The 26,698-nt window shown below is 72.1% G+C and carries 23 protein-coding genes; 20 read left to right on the top strand and 3 right to left on the bottom strand.

The genetic code is table 11. The features are described from left to right. Positions 1–42: 42 nt before the first annotated feature. From FLX08_RS11200 to FLX08_RS11165, 8 genes are all read left to right on the top strand, one after another. Positions 43–1,224: a steroid 3-ketoacyl-CoA thiolase gene (locus tag FLX08_RS11200; protein WP_142618590.1), complete on the top strand. Its 1,182-nt coding sequence runs from the start codon at positions 43–45 to the stop codon at positions 1,222–1,224. A gap of 159 nt (positions 1,225–1,383) precedes the next feature. Next, positions 1,384–3,042 carry a beta-1,3-glucanase family protein gene (locus tag FLX08_RS11195; RefSeq protein ID WP_142618588.1) on the top strand — a complete coding sequence of 553 codons (1,659 nt, stop codon included), beginning with the start codon at positions 1,384–1,386 and terminating at the stop codon, positions 3,040–3,042. A 165-nt stretch (positions 3,043–3,207) separates the two neighbouring features. Beyond that, the gene (locus FLX08_RS11190) at positions 3,208–4,527 is read left to right on the top strand and encodes an ABC transporter substrate-binding protein (protein WP_208761388.1); all 1,320 of its coding nucleotides are present in this window, start codon (positions 3,208–3,210) and stop codon (positions 4,525–4,527) included. After that, positions 4,524–5,426, top strand: coding sequence for a carbohydrate ABC transporter permease (locus tag FLX08_RS11185; protein ID WP_142618586.1), 903 nt, complete (start codon positions 4,524–4,526; stop codon positions 5,424–5,426). The genes FLX08_RS11190 and FLX08_RS11185 overlap by 4 nt, the downstream gene beginning before the upstream one ends. After that, positions 5,423–6,247 carry a carbohydrate ABC transporter permease gene (locus FLX08_RS11180; RefSeq protein WP_142618583.1) on the top strand — a complete coding sequence of 275 codons (825 nt, stop codon included), beginning with the start codon at positions 5,423–5,425 and terminating at the stop codon, positions 6,245–6,247. Before FLX08_RS11185 ends, FLX08_RS11180 begins: the two co-directional genes overlap by 4 nt. After that, on the top strand, positions 6,244–7,074 hold the full coding sequence (locus FLX08_RS11175) for an ROK family protein (RefSeq protein ID WP_142618581.1): 831 nt from the start codon (positions 6,244–6,246) through the stop codon (positions 7,072–7,074). Before FLX08_RS11180 ends, FLX08_RS11175 begins: the two co-directional genes overlap by 4 nt. Then, the gene (locus FLX08_RS11170) at positions 7,068–7,811 is read left to right on the top strand and encodes a GntR family transcriptional regulator (protein ID WP_142618579.1); all 744 of its coding nucleotides are present in this window, start codon (positions 7,068–7,070) and stop codon (positions 7,809–7,811) included. The genes FLX08_RS11175 and FLX08_RS11170 overlap by 7 nt, the downstream gene beginning before the upstream one ends. A gap of 11 nt (positions 7,812–7,822) precedes the next feature. Next, entirely contained in the window at positions 7,823–8,581 is a 759-nt protein-coding gene (locus tag FLX08_RS11165; protein WP_208761387.1) for a sugar isomerase domain-containing protein, read from the top strand. An 84-nt stretch (positions 8,582–8,665) separates the two neighbouring features. Here FLX08_RS11165 and FLX08_RS11160 read toward each other — a convergent pair whose 3' ends face one another. Then, positions 8,666–10,060: an aminotransferase-like domain-containing protein gene (locus tag FLX08_RS11160; RefSeq protein WP_142618575.1), complete on the bottom strand. Its 1,395-nt coding sequence runs from the start codon at positions 10,058–10,060 to the stop codon at positions 8,666–8,668. A gap of 90 nt (positions 10,061–10,150) precedes the next feature. Between FLX08_RS11160 and FLX08_RS11155 the strand changes: the two genes are divergently transcribed. The 6 genes from FLX08_RS11155 to FLX08_RS11130 all read left to right on the top strand — a co-directional run bounded on the left by FLX08_RS11155 (position 10,151) and on the right by FLX08_RS11130 (position 16,512). Beyond that, on the top strand, positions 10,151–11,404 hold the full coding sequence (locus FLX08_RS11155) for a Tm-1-like ATP-binding domain-containing protein (RefSeq protein ID WP_142618573.1): 1,254 nt from the start codon (positions 10,151–10,153) through the stop codon (positions 11,402–11,404). Between the two features lies 1 nt (position 11,405). Then, the gene (locus FLX08_RS11150) at positions 11,406–12,236 is read left to right on the top strand and encodes a phosphoenolpyruvate hydrolase family protein (RefSeq protein WP_142618571.1); all 831 of its coding nucleotides are present in this window, start codon (positions 11,406–11,408) and stop codon (positions 12,234–12,236) included. Between the two features lie 100 nt (positions 12,237–12,336). Further along, on the top strand, positions 12,337–13,281 hold the full coding sequence (locus tag FLX08_RS11145) for a bifunctional MaoC family dehydratase N-terminal/OB-fold nucleic acid binding domain-containing protein (protein WP_142618569.1): 945 nt from the start codon (positions 12,337–12,339) through the stop codon (positions 13,279–13,281). Then, entirely contained in the window at positions 13,278–13,703 is a 426-nt protein-coding gene (locus FLX08_RS11140) for a MaoC family dehydratase (protein WP_142618567.1), read from the top strand. Before FLX08_RS11145 ends, FLX08_RS11140 begins: the two co-directional genes overlap by 4 nt. Further along, on the top strand, positions 13,700–14,875 hold the full coding sequence (locus FLX08_RS11135) for a lipid-transfer protein (RefSeq protein ID WP_142618565.1): 1,176 nt from the start codon (positions 13,700–13,702) through the stop codon (positions 14,873–14,875). The genes FLX08_RS11140 and FLX08_RS11135 overlap by 4 nt, the downstream gene beginning before the upstream one ends. A 335-nt stretch (positions 14,876–15,210) precedes the next feature. Then, positions 15,211–16,512 carry a condensation domain-containing protein gene (locus tag FLX08_RS11130; protein ID WP_142618563.1) on the top strand — a complete coding sequence of 434 codons (1,302 nt, stop codon included), beginning with the start codon at positions 15,211–15,213 and terminating at the stop codon, positions 16,510–16,512. Here the strand turns inward: FLX08_RS11130 and FLX08_RS11125 are convergent. Together FLX08_RS11125 and FLX08_RS11120 are read right to left on the bottom strand one after the other, a co-directional pair. Beyond that, positions 16,509–18,857, bottom strand: coding sequence for a DUF222 domain-containing protein (locus FLX08_RS11125; protein ID WP_167530358.1), 2,349 nt, complete (start codon positions 18,855–18,857; stop codon positions 16,509–16,511). The two genes, FLX08_RS11130 and FLX08_RS11125, sit on opposite strands and share 4 nt — an antisense overlap. A 494-nt stretch (positions 18,858–19,351) precedes the next feature. Further along, positions 19,352–20,332: an aldo/keto reductase gene (locus FLX08_RS11120; RefSeq protein ID WP_142618559.1), complete on the bottom strand. Its 981-nt coding sequence runs from the start codon at positions 20,330–20,332 to the stop codon at positions 19,352–19,354. A gap of 63 nt (positions 20,333–20,395) precedes the next feature. Between FLX08_RS11120 and FLX08_RS11115 the strand changes: the two genes are divergently transcribed. The 6 genes from FLX08_RS11115 to FLX08_RS11090 all read left to right on the top strand — a co-directional run bounded on the left by FLX08_RS11115 (position 20,396) and on the right by FLX08_RS11090 (position 26,694). Further along, positions 20,396–21,373, top strand: coding sequence for an ArsR/SmtB family transcription factor (locus FLX08_RS11115; RefSeq protein ID WP_142618557.1), 978 nt, complete (start codon positions 20,396–20,398; stop codon positions 21,371–21,373). 253 nt (positions 21,374–21,626) lie between these two features. Beyond that, the gene (locus FLX08_RS11110; protein ID WP_142618555.1) at positions 21,627–22,811 is read left to right on the top strand and encodes a sensor histidine kinase; all 1,185 of its coding nucleotides are present in this window, start codon (positions 21,627–21,629) and stop codon (positions 22,809–22,811) included. Next, the gene (locus FLX08_RS11105) at positions 22,808–23,491 is read left to right on the top strand and encodes a response regulator transcription factor (protein ID WP_244312549.1); all 684 of its coding nucleotides are present in this window, start codon (positions 22,808–22,810) and stop codon (positions 23,489–23,491) included. The genes FLX08_RS11110 and FLX08_RS11105 overlap by 4 nt, the downstream gene beginning before the upstream one ends. 56 nt (positions 23,492–23,547) lie before the next feature. Beyond that, entirely contained in the window at positions 23,548–24,135 is a 588-nt protein-coding gene (locus tag FLX08_RS11100; RefSeq protein WP_142618551.1) for a TetR/AcrR family transcriptional regulator, read from the top strand. Beyond that, on the top strand, positions 24,132–24,947 hold the full coding sequence (locus FLX08_RS11095; protein ID WP_142618549.1) for an MBL fold metallo-hydrolase: 816 nt from the start codon (positions 24,132–24,134) through the stop codon (positions 24,945–24,947). The genes FLX08_RS11100 and FLX08_RS11095 overlap by 4 nt, the downstream gene beginning before the upstream one ends. Positions 24,948–25,083: 136 nt before the next feature. Beyond that, positions 25,084–26,694, top strand: a complete 1,611-nt coding sequence (locus FLX08_RS11090; RefSeq protein WP_142618547.1) for a peptide chain release factor 3 — start codon at positions 25,084–25,086, stop codon at positions 26,692–26,694. The last annotated feature ends 4 nt before the right edge of the window (positions 26,695–26,698 follow it).

Here is a 26,698-nt window from a genome sequence, read left to right as displayed (position 1 = left end):
CGCACCGTTGTCCGCGCCTGGAATGATTTCTAGCCTCTCCTCATGACGCTGAAGGTGGCATCCCCGTTCGAGGCCGTCATCGTCGACGCGGTGCGCACACCGGTCGGCAAGCGGTACGGCGCCCTGTCCGGGCTGCACCCGGCCGAGCTGCTCGGCGCGGTGCACCGGGCCCTGATCGAGCGCAACGGCCTCGCGGCCGAGACGATCGAGCAGGTGATCGGCGGCTGCGTCACCCAGGCGGGGGAGCAGGCCAACAACGTCACCCGCCAGGCCTGGCTGCACGCGGGCCTGCCCTGCACCACGGCCTGCACGTCGATCGACTGCGCCTGCGGCTCCGGCCAGCAGGCCGTCCACCTGGTCGCCGGGCTGATCGCGGCCGGCGCGATCGACATCGGCATCGGCTGCGGGGTCGAGTCGATGAGCCGGGTCTTCCTCGGCGCCGCGGTCACCGCGGACGCCGGCAGCCCGTTCCCGCCGTCCTGGTCGCTGGATCTGCCCGACCAGTTCACCGCGGCCGAGCGGATCGCGCAGCGGCGCGGCATCACCCGTGAGGACGCCGACGCGCTCGGCCTGCGCTCCCAGCGGCGCGCCGCGCGGGCGTGGGCGGAAGGCAGGTTCGACGGCCAGGTCCTCGCGGTGGAGGCGCCGGTGACGGGACCGGAGGGGCCGACGGGGGAGACCGCCGTCGTCACCAGGGATCAGGGGCTGCGCGACACCGGCATGGAGGCGCTGGGAAGGCTGCGGCCGGTGATACCGGGCGGCATCCACACCGCGGGCAACTCGTCGCAGATCAGCGACGGCGCGGCCGGTGTGCTGCTGATGAGCGCGGGCCGGGCGCGCGACCTCGGGCTGCGCCCGCGGGCGCGCATCGTCGCCTCCGGCGTGGTCGGCTCCGACCCCTACTATCACCTCGACGGGCCCATCGACGCGACCCGGCGCGTGCTGCGCAAGGCGGGCATGAAGCTGTCGGACGTCGACCTGGCCGAGGTCAACGAGGCGTTCGCCTCGGTCGTGCTCTCCTGGGCGCGGGCGTTCGACGTCGACATGGACACGGTCAACGTAAACGGCGGCGCGATCGCGCTCGGGCACGCGGTGGGCTCGACCGGCTCCCGCCTGCTCACCCAGGCGCTGTGCGAGCTGGAGCGCACCGGAGGCTCGACCGCCCTCGTGACCATGTGCGCCGGCGGCGCGCACGCGACGGCCACCGTCATCGAGCGCATCTGAGTGGCAAGGAAAGCGCTCTCCCAAGAGGATCGGGCTCCTCGCGGTGGCATGACAAGTGTCAGGGGGCTATTGACGCGCGGTCAGTTAACAGTAAAGTTACTTTTCTGAGAGCGCTCTCACAGCTCGTCTACGCCCTTCACCCCCCAGAGGAGCCGAGAGATGCACATGTCGTCGCGGCGATGGCGGCGGGCCCTGCTCGCCGTCGTCCAGCTCGCCGTCGTCCAGCTCGCCGTCGTCCTGCTGGCCCAGGCGGTGGTCCTCGCCGCCGGGCAGCAGGCGGCGGACGCCGCCGTCACGCAGTTGCCCTTCATGATCACCAACAACTCCGGCCGGGGCGACGCGACGTACGTCTACGTCGTCGCCCGCAACTCGCTCACCGGTCAGCAGGGATACGTGGACGCCTCGGGAACGTGGCGCGCGTACTCCTTCCCCTCGTCGATTCCCAACGGGCCGGTCCCCGCGCCGGACATCGCGATCCCCGGGCCGGGCAACGGCGCCAGCGCGACCGTCACGCTGCCGCCGAACCTGTCCGGTGGCCGCGTCTACGTGTCGATGGGCGCGAAGCTGCGCTTCTTCCTCACAACGAACGGACTGGTGGAGCCCGCGCCCTGGGTCGACAGCGACCCGAACGCCGGCATCCTCTACGACTGGACCGAGTTCGCCCGGACGAGCAACGGCGGCGCGGGCATCTTCATCAACTCCACCACGGTCGACATGTTCGGCTTCCCGGTGACGGTCAGCGTCACCGACGCCTCCGGCAACACCCAGACGCAGGGCATCGCCGGCGACCGCGCCGGCATCCTCAGCGCGTTCGCGAGCCTGGGTTCGCCGTGGTCGGCCCTGACGACGACGAGGGCCTCCGACGGCCTCCCGCTGCGCGTGCTCGCGCCCGTCCACGCCATCGCCAAGGGCCTGTTCCCCTCGACGTACCTCGACGCGTACGTGAACGGCGTGTGGTCCTACTACGCCACGCGTCCGCTGACCGTCCAGACGTCGCTGGGCACCTTCACCGGCACCACCAGCGGCGCGAGCTGGACGTTCAGGAACGCGTCCGGCGCCGTCATCGGCACGCTCACCAAACCGGCCACGAGCGACGTCTTCGCGTGCGCCGGCGGCATGCAGCCGCCGAACCAGCCGAACCAGGCGGCCATCCTCGCGGTGGGCGCGCGGGTCTGCGCCGCGCTCAACCGCGCGACGCTCTCGACGACCGGCCGGGTCATGTACGACACCCAGCCGACCACGGACGCCACGAAGTTCTACGGCCAGTCCGCGTCGAACCTGTTCAGCAAGACGATCCACGCCCACGCGCTGAACGGCCTGGCCTACGGCTTCTCCTACGACGACGTCGGCGGGTTCGCCCCGGTCATCGACCAGCCCGACCCGTCGTCGGCGAGGATGACGATCGGGAGCTTCGGCGGGGGCACGGGCGGCCCGTCCGGCGCGAACATCATCGGCCCCGGCGGCAAGTGCGTCGACGTGGCGGGCGACGACACGGGCGGCAACGGCACGGCGGTGCAGCTGTGGGACTGCCAGTCCTACGCCAAGGACCAGTTCTGGACCTGGAGCGGGCAGACGCTGCGCACCCTCGGCCGCTGCCTCGACGTGCGGTCGGGCGGCACCGCCAACGGCACCCCGTTGCAGCTCTACGACTGCAACGACACCGGCGCGCAGAACTGGGTGCGGCGGGCCGACGGGTCGATCCAGAACCCCCAGTCGGGCCGGTGCGTCGACTCGCCCGGCGGCGCGACCGGCAACGGCACCCGCCTGCAGATCTACGACTGCAACGGCACCGCGGCCCAGCGCTTCGTCATGCGCTGACCAGGCAGAGGTGGAAGAGCGGCCCGGCGGCAGCCGTCGGGCCGCTCGCTCGTTCACGTCTTCGCCCGCATCTCTTCCCCTCGCGGCAAAAATTCGTTATAACAACCTAACGATGTAACGACGCCCGGTCGGCGGCGGCGTACAGCGGGGAGGAGGCAGACCCCCTTGAGAACTGTCGGAGCGATCTCACTAGGTGCCGTGCTGGCGCTCGCGCTCGCCGGATGCGGCGGCTCAGCGGACAACGGAGCGGCCGGCGGACCGCAGACGATTTCATTCCTTACCCACTGGGGACCCGAGCAGGTGACGGCGCTCAAGGCCGCGGCCGCCGCGTTCCACACCAAGAACCCCGATGTCACGGTCGACATCCGGGCGGTCCCGTTCGCGAACCTGCTCAGCACGCTGAGGACGCAGGGCGCGAGCCCCAACGGCCCCACCATCGCGGGCATCTACGACCTCTGGCTGCCCGAACTTGTGCGGGACGGCCTGGCCGCCCCCGCCCCCTCGGGCGTGGCCGCGGACGTCAAGGCCGGCTGGCCGGGGAACATGGTCGACGACGTCACCAAGCAGGGCCAGGTGCGCGGCTATCCGAACGAGGTCGACCTCTACGCGCTCAACTACAACAAGAAGCTGTTCGCCGAGGCCGGCATCCCCGCGCCGCCCAAGACCTGGGACGAGCTGAAGGCCGACGCCGCCAAGCTGACCAAGCGCGACGGCGGCAAGGTGACGCAGCAGGGCTTCGGCCTGATCACGAGCTGGGCCTCGGGCGCCGTCCACCCCTGGCTGTCGCTGGTGAACTCCAACGGCGGGCAGTTGCTCGACGGCAGCACGCCCAAGCTGGACGACCCGAAGGTCGTGGCCGCCGCGCAGCTCTACGCGGACCTGATCAAGAGCGGGGCCACCCAGCCGTCCATGAGCAGCGCCAACGCCAACACGACCGGGCCCTACCTCGACAACTTCGTCAACGGCAAGACCGGCATGATCATCATGGCGAACTGGTGGCAGAGCGCGCTCAAGCAGGCCATGGGCGACCGCTACTCCGACGTCGGCGTGGCGCCGGTGCCGGTCGGCCCGGACGGCACGGCGTCGGCGGGCGTGTCCTACTCCTGGCTGACGATGGTGAACGGCAAGGCCTCGCCGGCCAAGCAGGACGCGGCCTGGAAGTTCCTCCAGTTCCTCAACGGACCCGAGAGCGGCAAGGGCGGCTCGTCCGCGATGGGCGACATCCTGATGTCGATGGGCATCCTGCCCAGCAGGACCAGCGACCTCACGGCGCACAAGGCCGACCTGTCCGACCCGTTCATCGCGGCGTACGTCGCCGAACTGCCGAACGCGAAGCCCTTCCCGACGGTGCTCGGCGGCGAGGCCATGAGCCAGGCCGTGCAGAAGCACATCGAGAACATCGTGTTCGGCAAGGAGACCGCGCAGCAGGCGATGACCGCGGCGCAGAGTGAGGTCGCCGGCATTCTGGCCAAGGCCGGGGCATGACGGTTGCTCGGGGGCACGCCCGGCGAGGGGCGGCGATAGCCTTCCTCTCGCCGGCGATGGCGGTGATCGTCCTGTTCGTCGCCGTACCGATCGCCCTGACCTTCTGGATCAGCCTGCACGACTGGTCGATGTACACGCCGCTGACGCAGATGACGTGGCGGGGCCTGGGCAACTACGCCGACCTGCTGCACAGCGACGACTTCCTGAACGCGCTCGGGAACACCCTGGTCTACGTCGTGCTCGTGCTGGTGACGACGGTTCCGCTGGCCCTGGCGCTCGGGATGCTGCTCTACTTCCCGAAGACGGCGGGCAAGGCGGCGGCGCGGGCCGCGCTGTTCTCGACCTACGTGATCCCGACGGTGGCCATCGCGATCGTCTGGGGTGCGCTCTACGCGCCCGACTACGGCCCGATCTCGCAGGCGCTCGGCGCCCTCGGGATCGATTCGCCCGCATGGCTGAGCGATCCCGAGACGGCGCTGCTCTCTCTGGTGATCTTCCACGTCTGGCAGATGACCGGCTACTACACGATCCTGGTCATCGCGGGGCTCACCCAGATCCCCGACGACGTGTACGAGGCGGCCCGCATCGACGGCGCCGGGTTCTGGCGGCAGACGTTCAGCGTCACCCTGCCACTGCTCCGCCGTACGACGACGTTCATCGTGCTGATCGCGGCGATCAACGCGATCCAGGTGTTCGACCCCGTCTACATCCTCACCCAGGGCGGGCCGGCCGAGAGCACCACGGTCCTGTCGTACGCGATCCAGCGGGCGGCGTTCCAGAACGGCATGGCCGGTCAGGCGAGCGCCATGGCCTTCAGCCTGCTGCTCGTGCTGGTGGCCGTCGCGGGAGTCGTCCTCGCGGCCATGCGCAGGCGTACGGCGGCGGAGGGACGGTCATGAGGCGCACGGCACGCGCGGCCACGGCACTCGCGCTCGGGCTGGTCATCCTGGTGCCGCTGTTCCCGCTCTACTGGATGGTGATCTCGGCGCTGAAGGGCCCGGAGGAGCTCCAGAAGGCGCCGCCGACCTGGTTTCCGTCGCATGTGACGTTCTCCGCGTTCGGCGAGGTCTTCCAGGCCGTCCCCTTCGGCGGCGCCTTCGCCAACAGCGTCCTGATCGCCGGGGTCTCCACGCTGTCGGTGCTGGTGACCAGCGTCATGGCGGGCTTCGTGTTCGCGAAGTATCGCTTCCGGGGCCGCGACCTGATCTTCTGGTCGGTCGTCGCGACGATGTTCCTGCCGCCGATCGTGACCCTGGTGCCGCTGTACTGGCTGGTCTCCACGATGGGCCTGGCCGACTCCTACCTCGGCGTGATGCTGCCCTGGCTGGCGAACGCCTTCGGCATCTTCCTGATGCGGCAGTTCATCGCGGACGTCCCCGACGAGCTGATCGAGGCCGCCCGCCTGGACGGTGCCTCGGAGGGGCGCATCGTCTGGCAGATCGTCACGCCGCTGCTGCGCCCGGCGCTGGTCAGCCTCGCGATCTTCGCCTTCGTCTTCTACTGGAACAACTTCCTGTGGCCGCTGTCGATCCTGCAGTCGGACGACAAGTTCCCCGTCGTCCTCGCGCTGAGCCGCCTGCTGTCCTACAGCACGAGCGTGCAGTACCAGAACGTGGTCATGGCGGGAGCGCTGATCGCCAGCGTGCCCACGATCGTGGTGTTCCTGCTCGCCCAGCGTGTGTTCGTACAGAGCATCTCCCGGACGGGGGTGAAGGGATGACGACGTTCGTCGGCATCGACGTCGGCGGCACCTCCGTACGGGTCCTGGCCGAGACGCCGGACGGACGCGGGGAGCTCGTCACGGCCCCGGTGGCCGGCTCCTACGACGCGTTCCTCGACCAGGTGGCCGGACTCTGCGCGGCAATCGCCCGACCGGCGGGAGTCGGGATCGGCCTGCCGGGGACCTCCGGCGAGAGCCGGCCGATGTTCGTCCCCGCGCTGCCGTGGCTGGAGGGCCGCGCGCTGCGGGAGGACCTGGAGGCCCGCCTGGGCGCGCCCGTACGGCTCGGCCTGGACGGCCACCTCACCCTGCTCGCCGAAGCGGCCGAAGGCGCGGCCAAGGGGGTCAGGTCGGCCGTGCTGCTGGCCGTCGGCACCGGCATCGGCGGCGCCCTCCTGATCGACGGCCGGATCTGGCGCGGCGTCCACGGCAGCGCCGGATCGTGGGGCTGGCTGCCGGCCGACGTGCCGAATGACCCTCTTCACGGGCCGTTCGAGCAGGCCGCGTCCGGTTCGTCGCTGCGCGACGGCCCCGCCCTGGTGGCGGCGGCCCGCGCGGGAGACGAGCGGGCACGCGCCGCGCTCGACGCGTACGCCGCCCGTCTCGCCCGGGGCGTCGCGGCTGTCGCCAGCACGATCGATCCCGAGATCATTCTCATCGGCGGCGGGCTGGCCGACGCGATGGACGTCCTCGGCCCTCCGCTGCAGCGGCACGTCGCGAGGTTCGCCTCACCCGACGGCCGCCGGGTGCCGGTGCGGCCCGCCGCACTGGGCTCCCGGGCGGGCGCCGTGGGAGCACTCCTCATCGCCAGAACGGAGGAATGGTGATCGTGAAGGGGCTGGACCCCACCTCGGGTGTCCCTCTCTACCTGCAGGTCGAACGGAGCCTGCAGCAACGCGTCGACGCCGGCGAGTGGGTGCCCGGCCAGCGGCTTCCGACCGAGGAGGAGCTGGGCAAGGCGTACGGCGTCAGCCGCGTCACGGTCCGGCAGGCGGTGGCCCGGCTGGTCGACCGCGGGGTGCTGGTCAGGGAGCAGGGCCGGGGCACCTTCGTCCGCGACACGAGCCTGACCGCCGGCGCGCGGTGGGTCACGTCGTTCACCGGCGAGCTCGCGCAGCTCGGCCACAGCGCGGGCTCGCGGGTCCTCGGCCAGTCGGTCGTCACGGCGGGCGAGGAGGACCTGCCCCCCGAGATGCAGCTGCCGCCCGGCGCCCGGATGCTGCGGCTGCGCAGGCTCAGGACCGACGGCTCCCGGCCGGTGGGCGTGCAGACCGCGCTCCTCCCGCTCGACCGGTTTCCCGGTCTCGCCGACATCGACTTCACCGACCGGTCGCTCTACCAGACCCTCAACGAGAAGTACGGGCTGGTCCCGCGCGAGGCCGTCGAGACCTTCACGGTCGGCGGCGTGCTCGACGAGGACGCCACGACCCTCGGAGTGGCCGCGGGCGCACACGCGTTCTACGTCGAACGCCTCACCTTCGACGCCCACGGTCCGTTCGAACACGTACGCAGCGTCATGCGCGGAGACCGATACCGCGTGCGACTGGCGCTGCGGACCCCATGAAAGGAACGTCCGTGAGTTACACCCGAACCCTGATGACCATCCTTGACCGGCTCGCCTCCACACAGGAGGAGGCGCTGACGACCGTGGCCGAGCGCAGCGCGGACGCCGTCCAGAACGGCGGCCTGATCCACCTGTTCGGCAGCGGCCACTCGGTGATCCCCACCATGGACGCCTTCCCCAGGTACGGCAGCTTCGCGGGCATCCACCCGCTCACCGATCCCCGGCTGATGTGGCACAACGTGCTGGGGCCGGGCGGCGTGCGCGAGCTGCTCTGGCTGGAGCGCACCGAGGGATACATCAAGCAGTATCTGGACCACGAGCCGCTCGCCCCCGGCGACGTGATGGTGGTCTACAGCCACGGCGGCAGGAACGCGGCGCCCGTCGAGGCGGCCATGTACGCCGCCGAGCGCGGCCTGTTCACCGTCGCGGTCACCTCGGTGGCCAACCTCGAACGCCCGGCCGAGCACTCCAGCGGCAAGCGGATCGCGGAGATCTGCGACGTGACGATCGACACCGGCGTGCCGGTGCAGGACGCCATCATCGAGGTGGACGGCTGGGACCGTCCGACAGGGGGCGCCTCGACGGTGGTGGCGAGCGTGGTCAGCCACGAGATCGTGACCCGTACGGCAGCCGTGCTCGCCGGCCGGGGCGTCGTCGTGCCGACGTTCGTCTCCCCGACCGTGCCCGGGGCCACCGTCTCGTCGAACGACGAGGTGTTCGCCGACCACCGGCGCCGCCTCCTCGCCGCCGAGGGCCGCGACCGGCGCTGAAGTGATCGGCGCTGAAGTGATCGGCGCTGAAGTGACCGGCGCTGACGTGGCCGGGTGAGGTGACACCATGACCGGCGCCGTTGCTCATTCGAGCAGTTCGACCGCGTGGGCGAACTGCTCGAGGGGCTTCCAGAACGGCAGCCGGAGCCGGGAGCGCTGCGCGTTCGCGGGGGAGAAGGCCGGGCCGGCGGTGACCAGCACGCCTCTCCTGCGAGCGCGCTCGGCCAGAGCGACGGCGTCGGTCCCGGTGTCGATCCACAGCGCCGTGCCGCCGCTCGGCGGCGTCCACCGCCACGCCGGGCGGCGTTCCGTCAGAACCGCCGCCGCGTCGGCGAGATGGGCCCGCAGGCGCCGCGTGCGCTCCTGCCGGGCCCGATCCGCCTGCGCCAGCAACTCGGCGGTCACCATCTGGTCGAGCACCGGAGCGGCCAGGTCCAGCGCCGCCTTGGCCTGCGTCAATCGCTTGATCATCGGCCGTTCCGCGCGTATCCACCCGACCCGCAGCCCGCCCCACAGCAGCTTGGACGCGGTGCCGATCCGGATCACCGGGCCGGGGCCGGGAGGATCGGGCAGCGGCGGGCGCACCCCGCGGTCGTCGAGGACGAGGTCGGCGCAGGAACGGTCCTCGATCGTCAGCACGCCGTGCCTGCCGACGATCTCGCTGAGCCGCTCCCTGGCCGCCGCGGGCAGGCTGATCCCCGTGGGGTTGTGCGCCGCGGGCTGGCAGTAGAGCAGGGCGGCCCGATGGGCGACCCGGTCGAGGTGGTCGAGGTCGAGGCCGTCCGTCCGCACGGGCACTCCGGTCAGCCGCGCCCCGGCCGTACGGAACGCCTCGATGGCGCCGCGGTAGCCCGGCTCCTCGACCAGGACCTCGTCTCCCGGCGTCACGAGGGACGACGCGCACAACCAGACGGCCTGCTGGGAGCCGGAGGTGACGAGGATCTGATCCGGTTCCGTCGGCAGCCCCTGCGCGCGGTACTGCCCGGCGACGACCGCGCGGAGACGCGGCAGCCCCGCCGCGTAGTAGCCGTCGTCGGCGAGATAGACGTCGAGTTCGCGCAGATCGACCGCCGACACGGCCTCCCGCACCAGTGACAGGGCGGGCAGGGCGCCGCTGGACAGGTCGAGCTCGACCAGGCGGCGGGTGCTGCCGAAGGACGCCAGCCGTCCGTCGACGACGTGGTCACCGCCGCCGGCGCTGCGCTCGCGCCGGACCCGCGACCCGGACCCCTGCCGTGACGTCAGCCGTCCCCGCGCGGCCAGCTCCGCGTACGCCTCGGCGACGGTCCCGCGGGAGACCCCCAGCGCGGCGGCCAGCACGCGCTGCGGCGGCAGCGCGGCCCCCTCGACCAGCACGTTGCCGGCGACCAGCTCGTCGAGCGCGTCGGCGAGGGCATGCGGCAGCGGCACGTCGTCCGCCCGCCATCCCCCGAGCAGGCGGGCCAACGCGGCACTGTCGACAGGTTCCGCACGCGCCATGGACCAATTCTGCGTGATTGGCCTGGCCGGTTCCGCCACGGCCGGACATTCTCGACCGTACGGGCAGGTCGACGACGACAGGAGGCCGCGGTGGCGACGGTAGTGCTGCTGGGAACACTGGACACCAAGACCGAGGAGTATCGCTGGGTCCGTGACCAGCTGCAAGAGGCGGGCTGCGACGTGCTCCTGGTCAACGTGGGCACCTTCGCCGCCGGGGCGGAGCTCGCCGACATCGGCGCGGACGAGGTGGCCCGGGCCGCGGGCGCCGACCTCGACCGGCTCCGCGCCGGCCGCGACCGCGGCGCCACGATGGACACGATGGCGGCCGGCGCCGCCGTGGTCGTCCGCAGGTTGTACGACGAGGGCCGCCTCGACGGCCTGCTCGCGATCGGCGGCTCCGGCGGCTCGTCGGTCGCCGCCAGGGCACTGCAGGCCCTGCCCGTCGGAGTGCCCAAGCTGCTGGTCTCGACCATGGCCTCGGGCGACGTCCGCCCGTACGTCGGAGACGTGGACGTCACGCTCATGTACTCCGTCGTGGACATCTCCGGCATCAACCGGCTCTCGCGGGCGGTTCTCGGCAACGCCGCCGCCGCCGTGGCCGGGATGGCCCAGCGGTATGCCCGGGTCCGCGCCGAAACGGGGGCCGGCGACGACCGGAAGCTCGTCGCCGCCACGATGTTCGGGCTCACCACGCCCGCCGTCGACGAGGCCCGCGACCACCTGACCCGCCTCGGATATGAGGTGCTGGTCTTCCACGCCACGGGGTCCGGCGGGCGGGCGATGGAGGCCCTCGCCGCCTCCGGCATGCTCGACGGCGTCCTCGACCTGACCACCACCGAGCTGGCCGACGACCTCGTCGGCGGCGTCCTCACCGCAGGACCCGACCGGCTGGAGGCGGCCGGGCGGGCCGGCATCCCGCAGGTGGTCAGCGTGGGCGCGCTCGACATGGTCAACTTCGGGCCCCGGGACACGGTGCCGGAGAAGTTCGCGGACCGGAAGTTCCTGGTGCACAACCCCACGGTCACCCTCATGCGGACGACCCTCGACGAGATGGCCGAGCTGGGGGCCAGGATCGGCGGCAAGCTCGGCCGCGCCACCGGGCCGGCGGAGGTCTTCCTGCCGTTGAAGGGCGTCTCCGGGATCGACGTCGAAGGCGGGCCCTTCGCCGATCCCGACGCCGACGCCGCCTGCTTCACCGCGCTGCGGGACGCCCTGAAGGACACCGGCGTCCCCGTCCACGACGTGGACGCCGCCATCAACGACCCGGGCTTCGGCCGGGCCGCGGCGGAAGCGCTGCACCACCTCATCCGTGCGTCCGATTCCGCACGCCGAACTGGAGACTGAGATGAACCGCGAGACAGCTCTCGAACGCCTGCGCGCCACCGTACGGGCCGGCCGGCCCATCATCGGCGCGGGCGCCGGCACCGGCCTGTCGGCCAAGGCCGCCGAGGCCGGCGGGGCCGACCTGCTCATCATCTACAACTCGGGCCGCTATCGCATGGCCGGCCGGGGATCGCTCGCCGGGCTGCTTCCGTACGGCGACGCCAACGCGATCGTCGTCGACATGGCGCGGGAGGTCCTGCCGGTCGTACGCGACACCCCCGTGCTGGCCGGGGTCTGCGGCACGGACCCCTTCCGGCTCATGGGCCCGTTCCTCGACCAGCTCAAGGCGATGGGCTTCGCCGGCGTGCAGAACTTCCCCACGGTCGGCCTGTACGACGGCAGGTTCCGGCAGAACCTCGAAGAGACCGGGATGGGATACCGGCTGGAGGTGGAGATGATCAGGGAAGCGCGGCGGCGTGACCTGCTCACCGCCCCCTACGTCTTCGACGCGGAGCAGGCGGCGGCCATGACCGAGGCCGGAGCCGACATCCTCGTGCCCCACGTCGGGCTGACCACGAGCGGCAGCATCGGCGCGGAGACCGCCCTCACCCTCGACGAGGCCGCCGCCGCGGTGCAGGAGATGCGCGACGCCGCGGTCGCGGTCAACCCCGACGTCATCGTGCTCTGCCACGGCGGCCCCATCGCCGAGCCGCAGGACGCCCAGTTCGTGCTCGATCACACGAACGGGATCGCGGGCTTCTTCGGCGCGTCGTCGATGGAACGCCTGCCCACGGAGAAGGCGATCGCCGCCCAGGCGACCGAGTTCAAGAGCCTGCGGCTCGGTCCCGCCTGACTCGCCCCTCACTCCGCTCCCGGTCAGCGGGATTCGCCGGATCACCGGCGGGTCCCGCCGACTAACGTCTGGACGGCGTGAAGACCGGCGTGGAGGACGGATGACCGCCTACGAGGAGTTCGCCGGACGGGAGATCCTCCCTCCGCAGGAGGGGCCCGACCCGGTGAACGTGCCCATGATCCGGCACTGGGCCGAGGCGATGGGCGACCGCAACCCGATCTACCTCGACGAGGACGCCGCCCGCGCGACCGGCCGTCCGGGGATCGTCGCGCCCGCGTCGATGATCCAGGCGTGGACGATGCGCGGGTACGCCCCGGCTCCCGATGGGGGAGGCACGGGCGGGGCATCGGGGGCCGAGGAGCTGTACGCGCTGCTGGAGAAGGACGGCTACACCTCGGTGGTGGCCACCGACTCGGAGTTCGAGTTCCACCGTGAGCTGGTGGTCGGCGACCGGGTGAGCGTCCGCGAGGTGGTGGAGTCGATCTCCCCGGAGAAGAGCACCGCGCTGGGCGCCGGCCGGTTCGTGACGACGGTCCGCACCTACACCGACCAGGACGGTGAGGTCGTCGCCGTGCAGCGGTGGCGCCTGCTGTGGTTCCGGCCGAAGGCGTCACCATCGAGCGAGCAGGCCCCGAAGGCGTCGCGGCCCCGGCCCGTGATCAACCGCGACAACGCGTTCTGGTTCGAGGCGGCGCGCGCGCACCGGCTGGTGATCCAGCGCTGCGCCGGGTGCGGGACGCTGCGCCACCCGCCCGGCCCCTGCTGCCCGCATTGCGGCTCGTTCGAGTGGGACGCCGCCGAGGCGTCCGGCCGCGGGCAGGTCTACAGCTTCGTGGTCAACCATCACCCCCGCCACCCGGCGTTCGACTATCCGCTGATCGTCGCGGTCGTGGAGCTGGAGGAGGGCACGCGGCTCGTCACCGACCTCGTCGGCGTGGCACCCGGAGAGGTCGAGATCGGCATGCCCGTCGTCCTCGACTGGCTGGACGCCGATCCCGGCCTGTCGCTTCCGGTGTTCCGCCCGCAGCCCGGGGTGGCGTCATGAACGGGCGGACGTACGAGGAGGTGGCGGTGGGGGAGGAGCTGCCCGCGCTGCCGATCCCGCTGACCCGCACGCTCATCGTGGCGACCGCCATCGCGAGCCGCGACTACCAGGACGTCCACCACGATCCCGGCCTCGCGGCCGAGCGCGGGTCGAAGGACATCTTCATGAACATCCTCACCACCAACGGTCTGGTCGACCGGTACGTCACGGAGTGGGCGGGCCCGGCCGCCGTCGTCACGGCCATCAAGATCAGGCTCGGCGTGCCCAACTACCCGGGCGACACGATGACGCTCACCGGCACGGTCACCGCCAAGCACGACGACGACCGCCGGGTCGAGATCGCCGTACGCGGCGAGAACGGCCTGGGCGCCCACGTCACCGGCACCGTCGCCGTACGGCTTCCCGCGAAGGACGTGAGATGAGCGGCTTTTCGGGCGCGGCGGCGATCGCCGGCATCGGGGCCACCGAGTTCTCCAAGGACTCCGGCCGCAGCGAGCTGCGGCTCGCCTGCGAGGCCGTGCTCGCGGCCGTCGCCGACGCCGGCCTGAAGCCGTCCGATGTGGACGGGATGGTGACGTTCACCGCCGACACCAACGCCGAGATCCACGTCGCCCGCGCCACCGGCATGGGCGACCTGACGTTCTTCTCGCGCATCCCGCACGGCGGCGGCGCGGCCTGCGGCACCGTCCAGCAGGCGGCGCTGGCCGTCGCGTCCGGCGTCGCCGGCGTCGTGGTCTGCTACCGGGCCTTCAACGAGCGGTCCGGGGTGCGCTACGGCCTCGGCCAGGCGGACAGCCCGGCCGAGACGGGGGCCGACGGCGCCGCGTACGCGTGGCTCACCCCGTTCGGCCTGACGACGCCCGCCCAGTGGGTGGCCATGTTCGCCCGCCGCTACATGCACGAATACGGCGCGACCAGCGAGGACTTCGGCCGGGTGGCCGTGGTCGACAGGAAACACGCCGCGGCCAACCCGGCGGCCTGGTTCTACCGGCGGCCCATCACCCTGGAGGACCACCAGGCGTCGCGCTGGATCGCCGAGCCGCTGCACCTGCTCGACTGCTGCCAGGAGACCGACGGCGGACAGGCGCTGGTCGTGGTCTCGGCCGAGCGGGCACGCGACCTGCCGCACCCGCCCGCCGTCATCCTCGGCGCGGCCCAGGGCTCCGGCGACGACCAGCACATGATGACGAGCTACTACCGTCCCCGCATCACCGGCATCCCCGAAATGGGGCTGGTCGGGCGGCAGCTGTACGCGCAGAGCGGCCTCGGCCCGGCGGACATGGACGCGGCGATCCTGTACGACCACTTCACGCCGCTGGTGCTGCCGCAACTGGAGGAGCTGGGCTTCTGCGCCCCCGGCGAGGCCAAGGACTTCATCGCCGAGGGCAGCCTGGAGCTCGGCGGGCGGCTGCCGTTCAACACCCACGGCGGCCAGCTCGGCGAGGCGTACCTGCACGGCATGAACGGCATCGCCGAGGCGGTGCGGCTCGTGCGGGGCACCAGCGTCAACCAGCCCGAAGGGGTACGCAACGTGATCGTGACCGCCGGCACCGGCGTGCCCACCAGCGGCCTGGTCCTCGGGACCGACCGGTGAACAGCCGCTCCGAGGTGACCGCCCGCTTCGAGGTGACCGCCCGCTTCGAGGCGAACGCAGGTTTCGAGGTGTCCGCCGCCGGGTGAGCCGGCCACCCTGCGGTAAGGATTCGGGCGGAAATTCCACCGGGGAAATTCACTCCCGTCAATTCCGCGTCGATGGCGGTGATTTTCACATGCAGTTCTTGTCCTGTTTTCGGCGGGTCCATATCCAGGGGTGACGTGAGAGCGCTTCCCGGATGGTCAAAGTCGAATCTTGACCCGCGCGGAGCGGAAACCTAGCCTTCGTTGGAGCGTTTCCAGATCCACCCGCCCCACGTTCGATAAAGGAGAGCCATGCGGCTTTCTGTGGACTTCGCCGCCGATCGTTCCGGAACGGCGGAGCTCGCATGGGGACAGCGGGACATCTGGGGGGCCATCCACAAGGTGGGGCCGGACAGCGCGCATTATTTCAACGTGCCCCGGCTCCTCGCCGTCCCTGGCGCAGGCGGCCCGCGCACTCCCCGGGCCGTGGCGGCCGCCCTGGCGCAGGTGATGGGCCGGCACGACGCCCTGCGATCGCTCGTACGGCTCGGCGCTACCGGGCCGTACCAGGAGGTGGCGGCGGCGGGGACCCTGCCGATCGAGACGGTCGAAGTGGCGCGCGACGCCGCGGACGGCGCGGCGGCGGACCTCGTCGCCCGCCTGGCCGGCCGGTCCTTCGGCGACGGCGAGCAGCCGCTGCGTGCCGGTCTTGTGGTCTGCGACGGCGCGGCCACTCACGTGGCGCTCGTGTTCAACCACGTCGTCGCGGACTGGCACGCGGCCGACGTCGTGGTGCGCGACCTGCGGATGCTGCTGCTCCGCGGAGCGATCGCGGGGCCGCCGCCGTCGCAGCTGCTCGACCTCGTGCGGGACGAGGAGGCGGCGTCGGCCCGTTCGGACCGGGCGATCGCGCAGTGGGAGGCGCTTCTCCGCACCGTGCCGTCCGCCATGTTCCCGCAACTGGTCGGAGCGGGCGCGACACCGCGATACGCGCGCGCCGTGTTGTCGTCGCCCCGGCTCAACCGCGCCGGCCAGGTGCTCGCCCGCCGCGCCGGCGTCAGCACCGCCACCGTCCTGCTCGTGGCGGTCGCCATGCTGCTGCGCGAGCTGACCGGCCACGAGGTGTGCGCGATCACCCCGATCGTGCACAACCGCTTCAACGACCGGAGCCGCGACCTGGTCACCAGCCTCAACCAGTTGGGGTTGTTCACCCTGGGGCCCTGCGCGAGCCTTCCCGAGACCCTCGTGAGCGCCTATCCGGCCGTTCTCGCGTCCTATCGGCGGGCCCGTTTCGACTCGCTGGCCCTGAACGCGATGATCGACCGGATGAGTGCCGACAGGGGCGTCCCCATGTTCCCGTCGTGCTGTTTCAACGACCTGCGCCCTGGCGAGGACCCGTGTGTCGGCGGCGGCGCGGACGGGGAGTCCGAGCTGGAGTGGCTCCCGGGCACGGACAGGCGCAGCTGCGACTTCTGCGTGGCCCTGATGCGCTGGAAGGGCACGCTCGGCGTGGAGCTCAACGCCGACACCACCCGCCTGCCCGAGAGTGAGATGGCCGCGCTGCTGCACCGGCTGGAGTCCTTCGTGGTCGGCGCGGCTCAGTCGCTCTCTTAGCACCGCCGCCTGCTCCCGATGCGGTGGTAGGTGAAGGCCCAGCGGTCGGTGCCTTCTTTGCGGCGCGTGTAGCGCTCGGGGTGCTGGTAGCGGTCGCGGTTGTGGAACTGGCAGGCCGGTCCGAGCAGCTTCAGGTCGGTCAGGCCGCCGCTGCTCCAGTTGTCGGCGTGGTCGATCTGGCACATGGTGGCCGGGAGCGGGCAGCCGTCGATCCAGCAGGTGGCGTACCGGGCGAAGATGGCCCTGCGCTGGGCGGGGGTGGCCAGGCGGACTTTGCGGCCCATGTCCAGGACCTGCCCGTCGGCGTTCATGACGATCCGCACCAATGTGCTGGTGCGGGCGAGGCGGTGCACGCTGGAGACGGGCAGCACCTGCCCGGTCGCCAGCAACAACCCCGGCACCATTCCCAGCGACACCCCCAACGCTCCCGGTACGCCTTGGCCATGCCGGCAGTCCCCCGCAGGCCGAGGCCCGGCGTGGGTGTGATGCGCGGAGGCGTCCTCGGGAGGAGGATCGGGCTGCGCTGCCTTCGAGGGCGCTGCTTGCGATGGCGGTGCGTCCGAAGCTGTCGCGCCCGAAGGTGCTGTGTCCGAAGGTGCTGTGTCCGAAGGTGCTGTGTCCGAAGGTGCTGTGTCCGAAGGTGCTGTGTGCGAACCTCCGCCCCGGTCGGCTGGCCATGCTGACGCGGCCCGCGTGGCGTGCGGTGCTCCAGACTGGGCCGCAGCACGGTCTCCGCCCACGGCGGGCGCGCTCTCGCCGCTCTCGGCAGAGCTGGTGCTCGCGGTCTCGTCGTCCTCGGCGGAGGCGGCATTCGCGGTGCGGTCGCCCCCATCGGAGGCGGTGTTCAGGGTGTCGCGCGGCTCGCACTCGCCGGGCCGCCGCTCCCCGGTCCCGGGCTCACCGACTCCGCAGCTGTGAGACTCCTCATCGGGAAGTCCGGTCACGGTGTCGACGGAGCCTGCGGCAGGGTCCGTGGTAGCGGCGGTGACGGAGTCGGAGTCGGAGTCGGAGTCGGTGGCGCTGGCGGGGTCGGCCTCGGCTTCGCGCACATCCAGGCCGGTCTCTGTGGTAGCGCAAGCGTTGTCGGCGCTTCCGGCACCGGCGTCCGTAGCGCCGTCGGCAGCGGCATCGCTCCCCGCACCGGCACCTGCCTCGGCCTCGGGAGTGTCGAACTCGTCGGCCTCGGCAGCGTCGAAGCCATCGGGGTCGTCTGCGCCGCCCGCGTGACCGGGGCCGCTCATCGCGCCGAAGACGCTGTCGTCGGCCTCGCCGGGAGCAGGGGCGCCGGTGCCGTCGGCGCTCCCCGCACTGGCGTCTGCCCCGGCCACATCGGGAGCGGGGTCGGCGGTGTCGTCGGCGGGGTCTTCGGTGGCTAGGTCGGTGTCGGTGGGGTCGGTATTGTCGGGGTCGGTGGGGAGGGATTCGGCGCTGACCACGACGAGGAGTTCGGTGACGATCTGCTGCTCCAGCAGAGCGGCGATGAGCGCGTCCGCCTGGCGCTCCGTCAGCGTGCGGTCATCGCCGTCGGCCTTCTTCTTGGCGTACTCCTGCAACAGGGTCATCAGGCGGGCGCCGGGCTCACGGGGAATGTAGAACTCCCCCTCCACGCCGCCGCCCTTGCCCGGGCGGACCCGCAGGAACCGCCGCCCGTAATCGGCCCGCTCATCGCGTTCTTCCCCGTCGGGGTCGAGCACCGCCCGCAAATGGCGGCCGGCCTTGGCCACCTCCGCCGCCCCCGCCTTACCCGCCAGCTCCACCAAAATCGGCTCCGCCAACCCGGCCTGCTCATCCGACAGCCCGGCGACAGCGGCGCAGATGGCCTCCACCACCCCCGCCGCCAACTCACCCACGGCGAACTTCTCCCGCACCACCGGCAGCCGCGGCAACTCCGCGCCCAGCATCAGCAGGCGCCCCGCACCACCCACCGTCATCCCACCGGCGGTACGCAACCAACAGCGGGTGGAGGCATGCCCGTGCTGCTTGGCCTGCCCCGCTCGATGGACCCGGCCTACCCGGTCGGCCAGGGCGCACGTGATCCGATCCCGGGCGAACAGCAACTCCTCCGCCTCAGCCAGACAGACGTCCACATCGTCGGGAAGCGGGACCAGCGCCAGCTCCTGCGCCACCTCACGAACACACCCCACCACCACCCACGACGACCGGCCCTTGCCCTGACCGGCACCGGGGGCGTCATCGCTGGTGCTGCTATCGGCGTCGCCATCAGCGCCAGTGTCGCCCTCGCCCTCGGCACGGCTCGCACCCTGCGGGGGCTCGAAGTCGTTGATCGGGAAGGGCTCGCGGGCGGACGAGCCGTCGGACGACCACAGCGGGGAATTGGCGGTCAACCGATCCCACCAGCCGTCGTCAAAACTATTCGTACGACGAGGGCGATCAGGGTCTGGATTGAACAGATCCATCTCGCCCTCCTCAGGTAATTCGAAAACTTGTATTAATTCTCTCACCTCTTCCCCGTGAGCGGCAACTCGCCGAGCGGCTAAGTTGGAGCTTCAGGCGGGGTCATAAACGCCGCAAAACTCGCGTGCGGGACATGGGCATAAGCATGTACGGGATATAAGACGGCAGGCAGGAAATCGAGCAGGGCGTGGAGCGGCCCGAAAAGCTCGAAAAGCTCGAAAAGGCTGAAAGGCCGGACGAGCGCCGGCCGGGGCGTGTTCATCCCGAAGCGCGCCGGCGGACCCGGTCGACGTACGCGCGGCCGCCGCCCCCGCGTACGGCCCCGCGTACGCGACCGGGTGAGGCTCACGGGTGCGGGATCACCATGCCCAGGCGCCGCGTACGGCCCCGCGTGCGCGACCGGGTGAGGCTCATGGGCGCGGGATCACCACGCCCAGGCCTCGGGGCCGGGGCCGCCGTTGCCGACGGGCGGGAACAGCTCGTCCAGCCGGGCCAGGGTCTCGGCGGACAGCTCGGTGCGCAGCGCGGTCAGCGGCAGGTCGAGCTGCGCGGGGGTACGCGGCCCGATGATCGGGGCGGTCACTCCGGGCCGCGACAGCAGCCAGGCGAGCGCGACCGTGGTGGGTTCCTCGCCGATCTCGGCGCACAGCTTCTCGTAGCCCTCGATCGCCGCCCGGTGCGGCTCGACCCGCTCGGGGGCGTGCAGCACGCTCCGGCCGCCCGCGCCCTCGCGCTGCTTGCGCAGGGCCCCCGACAGCGCGCCGAAGTGCAGCGGCGAGTACGGCAGGATCCCGATCCCCAGCTCGATCGCCGCGGGCAGCACCTCCAGCTCGACGTGCCGGGTGAGCAGGTTGTACTTGCACTGCTCGGAGACGAGGCCGAGGAAGTTCCTCCGCCCGGCCGCGGATTGGGCGCGGGCGAGGTGCCAGCCGGCGAAGTTGGACGACCCCGCATACCGGACCTTGCCCTGGACCACCAGCGTCTCCATGGCCTGCCAGATCTCCTCCCACGGCGTGTCCCGCTGCACGTGGTGCATCTGGTAGAGGTCGATCCAGTCGGTGCCCAGGCGGCGCAGCGACGCCTCGCAGGCGGCGATGATGTGCCGGGCCGACAGCCCGCCGTCGTTCGGCCAGTCGGTCATCGGGGCGTACACCTTCGTGGCCAGCACGATCCGGTCGCGGTGGCCGGTCTTGCCGAACCAGCGGCCGATGAACCGCTCGCTCAGGCCGTCGCCGGTCTCGCTGCCGTACATGTTCGCGGTGTCGACGAAGTTGACGCCGTCGTCGTGCGCCCGGTCGAGGATCGCGTGGCTCTCGGCCTCGCCGATCTGCCAGCCGAAGTTCATGGTGCCGAGGCAGATCCGGCTGACGAGGAGACCGGTCCGCCCCAAACGGGTGTATTCCATGCGCCGACCGTAGGAACCGGGGGGCGCTCTCCGTTAACCGTTCGAGCGTGCTCGAATGGACGGGTGATCCGGATCGAGTTCGCCCCCGCCGACCTGCTGCGGCTCAGGTTCGCGCACAGCCCGATGGCGGAGGTCGTGGCCAGTTGCCTGGCGCTGCATACTCGCTCGGCGCGCCTGGTCCCGGCGTCCTGGAGAGCCCGGGCCGAGCCGCTGCTGCGGGGCCTGACCACGCTCCGTCCGCTGGTCCCGGGTCCCAGCGGGTATGTGCCGGACTTCCTCACCCCGGCGCCGTCCGTCACCCGGCCGACCCTGGAGCAGGAGCTGCGGGTGGTGGCCGCCACGCCGCTCGACCGGGTCGCGTCCGAGGTGGAACGGGCCTGGGCCGGGCACCGCGCGCCGCCGGAGATGGAGCGCTTCTCGATCGACCCCGCGGGTGCCCTGGCCGTGACGGTGCGGGAGATCCGGCGCTACTTCTCGACGGCGATCGCGCCGAGCTGGCCGCGGCTGCGCGCGCTCGCGGAGGGCGAACTGACCCGCCGCGGGCTGCTCGCCGCCGAGCGCGGGCCGCGGGCGCTGCTGACGGACCTGCACCCGCGCCTCGACTGGGACGGCGGGGCGCTGCGGCTGGCGTACGACAAGGACGGCGAGCTCGTCCTGGACGGGCACCCGCTCACCCTGCTGCCGACCGGGTTCACCGGCACGCACGTGTACACGATGACCGACACCCCCTCGGGGCGTGCGCTGTGGTACGCGCCGCGCGGTCACGGGCGGGTGTGGGACCGGCCCGTGCCGGCCGAGCCGCCGGAGGCGCTGGCCGCCCTGCTCGGCCCGACCCGTGCGGCCGTGCTCGCTCTGCTGGCCGAGCCGTCCAGCACGGGGGAGGTGGCAGCCGCACTCCGGCTGGCCCCGGCGACCGCCTCTCACCACCTGACCACGCTCAGGGACGCCGGCCTGGTCACCGGCGAACGGGACGGCCGCCGCCTGCGCTACCGCCGCACGGGCCTCGGCGAACAGCTCGCAGGGGAGAGCCGGACGCCCTGATCTCCACCCGACTCTCCACCCCGATCTCCACCGTGTGCAGGTGCCGGGTCCACCTGGTCGCTCCGTACGGTTCCGTCCATGAACGACAGGGACGCCTCACGGCGGATGGAGGGGAAAATGAACGGCAAATCGGTGATGGCCATGGTCGTCGTCGGCCTGGTCGTCCTGGCCGGGTTAGTCGCATACCGGCTGCTGGCCTTCGAGCTCATCGCGAACCTGCGCCGTCACTAGCGGCGCGTCTCCGGGAGGCACCATGGTGCACACGGCCCTCCGGGCGGTACGGCGATCCTGGCCGGCGAGCCTGTCGCCCGGATGGCGGGTCGAGCGCCTGATCGGCACGGTCATGATGGTGGCGGCGCTCCCCACCGCCCGCCCGGACGCGGTGACCGGCGCCGCCTGGGTGTCCCTCGGTGCCGGCCTGGCGTGCTGGCTGGTCTTCGTGCGGCTGGAGCTGAGATCTCCGGTGGCCGCCCTCGTCGCGCTCGGCGTGTCGTCCCTGACCGCCGCCGCGACCACCGGCCCGGTGGACGACGGCACCGCGATGATCATGGCGTGTGTCGGGCTGGCGGCCCTTTCGATGCACACGCGGCCGAGCCCGCTGTGGATCATTGCGATCACCTGCGCGGCCGTCGTCGCGGGAGTGGCCTCCGGCGCGCTCGCCCAGCGATCGGCCGGGGATGTGCTCGGCAATGCCGCGATCATGCTCGTCGTCGTCCTGCTCGGGCTGAGCCGCCGGCAGTACCGCTTGGAGGCCGGGCACGCCCGGCGGCTGCTCGAACAGACCCGGCGCGCGCAGGCCGAGCACGCGCGGGCCGCCGCGCTGGACGAGCGAACCAGGATCGCCAGGGAACTGCACGACGTGCTCGCGCACTCCCTCGGCGCACTGGGCGTGCAACTCGAACTGGCGGACGCGTTGCTGAGCGAGAAGGGCGACGTGGCCGCGGGGCTGGACCGGGTGCGGCGGGCCCGGAGGCTGGCCGCCGACGGACTGGCCGAGGCGCGGCACGCCGTGGCCGCCCTGCGCGAGGACGTGCCGCCGCTGACCGAGGCCCTGGCCCGGCTCGCGGCGGCCCACGGTGACGACCACGCGGGGGAGGTCCGCTTCCAGGTCGGCGGGACGCCCCGGTCCCTGCCGCCGGCGATCACCGTCTGCCTGCTGCGCACGACGCGGGAGGCGCTGACGAACGCCGCCAGGCACGCCCCGGCCACGCCGGTCACCGTACGGCTCGACTACCGGCCCGATGCCGTACGCCTGGAGGTGCGCAACGGTCCCGGCGCGGACGGGAGCGGCCGGGCGGCCGGGCCCGGGGGATACGGTCTGGAGGGCATGCGGGAGCGGCTCGCTCTCGTGGGCGGCCGGCTGGTCGCGAGCGAGGTCGAGGGCGAGTCCACCGAGGAGGCGGGCGGATGGCAGGTCGTCGCGGAGGTGCCGGCGTGAGCGGCGACCCCGTCATCCGGGTCCTGGTGGCCGACGACCAGGAGATCGTACGGGAGGGCCTGGTGGCACTGCTCGGCCTGGTCGACGACATCGAGGTCGTCGGCGCCGCCGGTGACGGAGAGGGCGTGCTCCGCCTGCTGGCCGAGGCGCCCGCGGACGTCGTCCTGATGGACCTGCGCATGCCGGTGCTCGACGGCGTGGAGGCGACGCGGCGGATCGTGCGCGACCACCCCGAGGTCGCTGTCCTGGTGCTGACCACGTACGCCGACGACGAGTCGATCGCCGCGGCCCTTGGGGCGGGCGCGCGCGGCTACCTCACCAAGGACGCGGGGCGAGCGGAGATCGCGGCCGCCCTGCGCGCCACGGCGTCGGGCCAGTCCACCTTCGACTCCGAGGTCTCGCGACGCCTGGTGCGCGCGATGCTCCGGCCTTATCCGACGGGCGGGCGGGCCGATCGGTGGAGCAACCCGGACCGGCTCACCCCGCGCGAGATCGAGGTCCTCACGCTGATCGCGCAGGGCATGGACAACGCGCGGATCGCCGCGTCGCTGTTCATCGGTGAGACGACGGTGAAGACGCACGTCAACAACGTCTTCGGGAAGATCGGGGCCCGCAACCGGAGCGACGCGACGCGCTACGCGTGCCGTCACGGGCTCGCGGGGGAGGATCGGGCGCCGTAGACGCGCCACAATGGAGATCTTGCCGAAACTATGTAGACCGGTCTAGTCTGATCGGCATGACGCGAAGGAACGACACGCGCGAGCGCGTCCTGCGCACGGCCGCCGGGCTCTTCCAGCGGCAGGGCTACAACGCCACCGGCCTCAACCAGGTGCTGGCGGAGAGCCGGGCGCCCAAGGGCTCGCTCTACTTCCACTTCCCCGAGGGCAAGGAGCAGCTGGCCGTAGAGGCGGTGGCGATCGCGGGCAGTGAGCTGGGCGAGCGCATCGCCGCGGCCGTGACCGCCGCCCCCGGTCCCGCCGAGGCCGTCGCCCGGATCGGCGACCTGCTCGCCCACAACCTGGAGGAGTCGGGGTTCCAGGAGGGCTGCCCGGTGGCCACGGTCGCGCTGGAGGCCGCGGGCGACAGCGAGCCCATCCGGTCGGCCTGCGACACGACGTACGCCTCCTGGCTGCGCGGCCTTGCCGACTATCTGCGCTGGCACGGCGTGGACGAGCCCGAGGCGCTCGCCGACCTGGTGCTGTCGTCGCTGCAGGGAGCGCTCCTGCTCGCCCGCGTGCGCCGCGACACCGCCGTCATCCACTCGGTTACGCGGCGGATCGGCGGCATGGTCGCCGGCGCCGCCGGGCGAAAGGACTCCGAATGAAGATCCATCACCTCAACTGCGGCTCCATGCGGAAGCTCGAGCCCATCGACGACGGCCTGCCGTCCGCGCACGCGGTGGCGCACTGCCTGCTGGTCGAGACCGATCGCGACGGCCTGGTGCTCGTGGAGGCCGGGCTCGGGCTCGGCAACGTCCGCGACCCGGCGGGCTCGCTCGCCGCGGACTGGACGGAGATGGTCGAGCCGGTGCTCGACCCGGCCGAGACCGCCGTGCGCCAGGTCGAGCGGCTCGGATACGCGCCCGCCGACGTGCGGCACATCCTGCTGACCCACCTCGACGTCGACCACTCCGGCGGCCTGCCGGACTTCCCGGACGCCCGGGTGCACGTCCTGGAGGAGGAGCTGACCGCGGCGCTCGCCGAGGCCCCGAGCCGGCGCTACCGGCCGGCGCACTGGGCCCACGGGCCCCGGTGGGAGACGTACGGGACCGGTGCGGGCGAGGAGTGGTTCGGCTTCGGCGGCGTACGGCGGCCGCACGGGCTGCCGGCGGACTTCCTGCTGGTGCCGCTGGGCGGGCACACGGCCGGGCACGCGGCGGTGGCCGTGCGCGACGGCGGCCGGTGGCTGCTGCACGCGGGCGACGCGTACTTCTACCACGGCGAGCTGCGGGCGGACGAGCCGCAGCCGCACCCGCTGCTCGATCTCGTGCAGACCGGCTCGCAGGTCGACGCCGAGCTGCGGCTGCGCAACCGCGACCGGCTGCGCGGGCTGGTCCGCGACCACGCGGACGAGGTGGAGGTCTTCTCCGCCCACGATCCGTGGGAGCTGCGCCGTTACACGTCCCCCGGCGAGTGAGCCGGCTGTCGAGATCCTTCGCATCCGTCGGCGTGCGGTAACCTCAACCGTCCTCATGCTGTTTGGGAGCACGGATGGCCTGCACGTACGACCGCTTCACGACGACCCGCGCCCGCGCCGACAGGGGGACGCGGCGATGAGCACTGCCACCAGCGCCGCCACGAGTGAGGCGGCCAGGCGCCGCACGTTCGCGGTGATCAGCCACCCGGACGCGGGAAAGTCCACGATGACCGAGGCGCTCGCCCTGCATGCCTCGGCGATCACCCAGGCGGGAGCCGTGCACGGCAAGGCCGGGCGGCGGGGCGTGACGTCCGACTGGATGGAGATGGAGCGGGCCCGCGGCATCTCCATCACGTCGGCCGCGCTGCGCTTCGACTATCGCGGCCATGTGTTCAACCTGGTGGACACGCCCGGTCACGCGGACTTCTCCGAGGACACCTACCGCGTGCTTGCCGCGGTCGACTGCGCGGTCATGCTGCTCGACGCGGCCAAGGGCATGGAGCCGCAGACCATGAAGCTGTTCGAGGTCTGCCGCCACCGCCGCATCCCGGTCATCACGTTCGTGAACAAGTGGGACCGGCCGGGCCGGGAGCCGCTGGAGCTGCTCGACGAGATCGAGGAGCGCACCGGCCTGCGTCCCACGCCGGTCACCTGGCCGATCGGCGTGGCCGGGAACTTCCACGGCGTGGTCGACCGGCTGCAGGGCCGCGCGGTCCGCTACACCCGCACGCCCGGCGGCGCGACCAAGGCGCTGGAGACCGAGCTGACCCCCGGGCAGGCCGCCGCCGAGCTCGGGGCCGACTGGGTGCGCGCGGAGGAGGAGGCCGACCTGCTCGCCGCCATCGGGGCCGAGCACGACCAGAAGGCGTTCGAGGCGCACGAGTCCACGCCGGTGCTGTTCGGCGCGGCGCTGTCGAACTTCGGCGTGGCCCGGCTGCTGGACGTGCTCGTCGACCTCGCCCCCGCCCCGGCGCCCCGGCCGGACGTCGAGGGAGCGGACCGGCCGCTGGACGCGCCGTTCTCCGGCCTGGTCTTCAAGGTGCAGGCCAACATGGACCCCGCCCACCGCGACCGCATCGCGTTCGTCCGGGTCTGCTCCGGCCGGTTCGAGCGCGGCATGGTGCTCACCCACGCCGCCACCGGCCGTCCGTTCGCCACCAAGTACGCCCAGTCGGTGTTCGGTCAGGAGCGCGCCACCATCGATGAGGCGTACCCGGGAGACGTGGTCGGGCTGGTGAACGCCACCGCGCTGCGGCCCGGCGACACCCTCTACGAGGGGACGCCGGTGGAGTTTCCGCCCATCCCCAGCTTCGCCCCCGAGCACTTCGCCGTGGCCCGGTCGCGCAGCACCGCCAAGGCCAAGCAGTTCCGCCGCGGCATCGACCAGCTCGACGGCGAGGGCGTGATCCAGGTGCTCCGCTCCGACCTGCGCGGCGACCAGGCCCCGGTGCTCGCGGCGGTCGGGCCCATGCAGTTCGAGGTCGTGCAGCAGCGCCTGGCCACCGAGTTCGGCGCGGAGATCGTCCTCGACCGGTTGGAGTACAGCCTCGCCCTCCGCACCGACGCCGAGTCCGCGGAGGTGCTGCGGCGCCAGCGCGGCGCGGAGGTGCTGATCCGCAGCCGCGACCAGGCCCTGCTCGCCGTGTTCGCCGACCAGTGGCGCATGCGCTCCATCCAGCGGGAGCACGAGGGTCTCACCCTCGAACCGCTGATCGCCGGCCAGGCCGTCCCCGGCACGTCTCTCTGACGTC

This window comes from Microbispora hainanensis, from assembly GCF_006874475.1.
Classification (GTDB): domain Bacteria; phylum Actinomycetota; class Actinomycetes; order Streptosporangiales; family Streptosporangiaceae; genus Microbispora; species Microbispora hainanensis.
The sequence above is the reverse complement of the archived record's forward strand: the minus strand, read 5'-3'. Positions and strand labels throughout refer to the sequence as shown.

Coding starts and splice junctions, on each gene's coding strand:
- FLX08_RS11095 (WP_142618549.1), top strand. CDS start 24,132: ATGAAGATCCATCACCTCAACTGCGGCTCCATGCGGAAGCTCGAGCCC.
- FLX08_RS11180 (WP_142618583.1), top strand. CDS start 5,423: ATGAGGCGCACGGCACGCGCGGCCACGGCACTCGCGCTCGGGCTGGTC.
- FLX08_RS11110 (WP_142618555.1), top strand. CDS start 21,627: ATGGTGCACACGGCCCTCCGGGCGGTACGGCGATCCTGGCCGGCGAGC.
- FLX08_RS11100 (WP_142618551.1), top strand. CDS start 23,548: ATGACGCGAAGGAACGACACGCGCGAGCGCGTCCTGCGCACGGCCGCC.
- FLX08_RS11200 (WP_142618590.1), top strand. CDS start 43: ATGACGCTGAAGGTGGCATCCCCGTTCGAGGCCGTCATCGTCGACGCG.
- FLX08_RS11120 (WP_142618559.1), bottom strand. CDS start 20,332: ATGGAATACACCCGTTTGGGGCGGACCGGTCTCCTCGTCAGCCGGATC.
- FLX08_RS11175 (WP_142618581.1), top strand. CDS start 6,244: ATGACGACGTTCGTCGGCATCGACGTCGGCGGCACCTCCGTACGGGTC.
- FLX08_RS11195 (WP_142618588.1), top strand. CDS start 1,384: ATGCACATGTCGTCGCGGCGATGGCGGCGGGCCCTGCTCGCCGTCGTC.
- FLX08_RS11170 (WP_142618579.1), top strand. CDS start 7,068: ATGGTGATCGTGAAGGGGCTGGACCCCACCTCGGGTGTCCCTCTCTAC.
- FLX08_RS11090 (WP_142618547.1), top strand. CDS start 25,084: ATGAGCACTGCCACCAGCGCCGCCACGAGTGAGGCGGCCAGGCGCCGC.
- FLX08_RS11150 (WP_142618571.1), top strand. CDS start 11,406: ATGAACCGCGAGACAGCTCTCGAACGCCTGCGCGCCACCGTACGGGCC.
- FLX08_RS11185 (WP_142618586.1), top strand. CDS start 4,524: ATGACGGTTGCTCGGGGGCACGCCCGGCGAGGGGCGGCGATAGCCTTC.
- FLX08_RS11160 (WP_142618575.1), bottom strand. CDS start 10,060: ATGGCGCGTGCGGAACCTGTCGACAGTGCCGCGTTGGCCCGCCTGCTC.
- FLX08_RS11135 (WP_142618565.1), top strand. CDS start 13,700: ATGAGCGGCTTTTCGGGCGCGGCGGCGATCGCCGGCATCGGGGCCACC.
- FLX08_RS11130 (WP_142618563.1), top strand. CDS start 15,211: ATGCGGCTTTCTGTGGACTTCGCCGCCGATCGTTCCGGAACGGCGGAG.
- FLX08_RS11140 (WP_142618567.1), top strand. CDS start 13,278: ATGAACGGGCGGACGTACGAGGAGGTGGCGGTGGGGGAGGAGCTGCCC.
- FLX08_RS11145 (WP_142618569.1), top strand. CDS start 12,337: ATGACCGCCTACGAGGAGTTCGCCGGACGGGAGATCCTCCCTCCGCAG.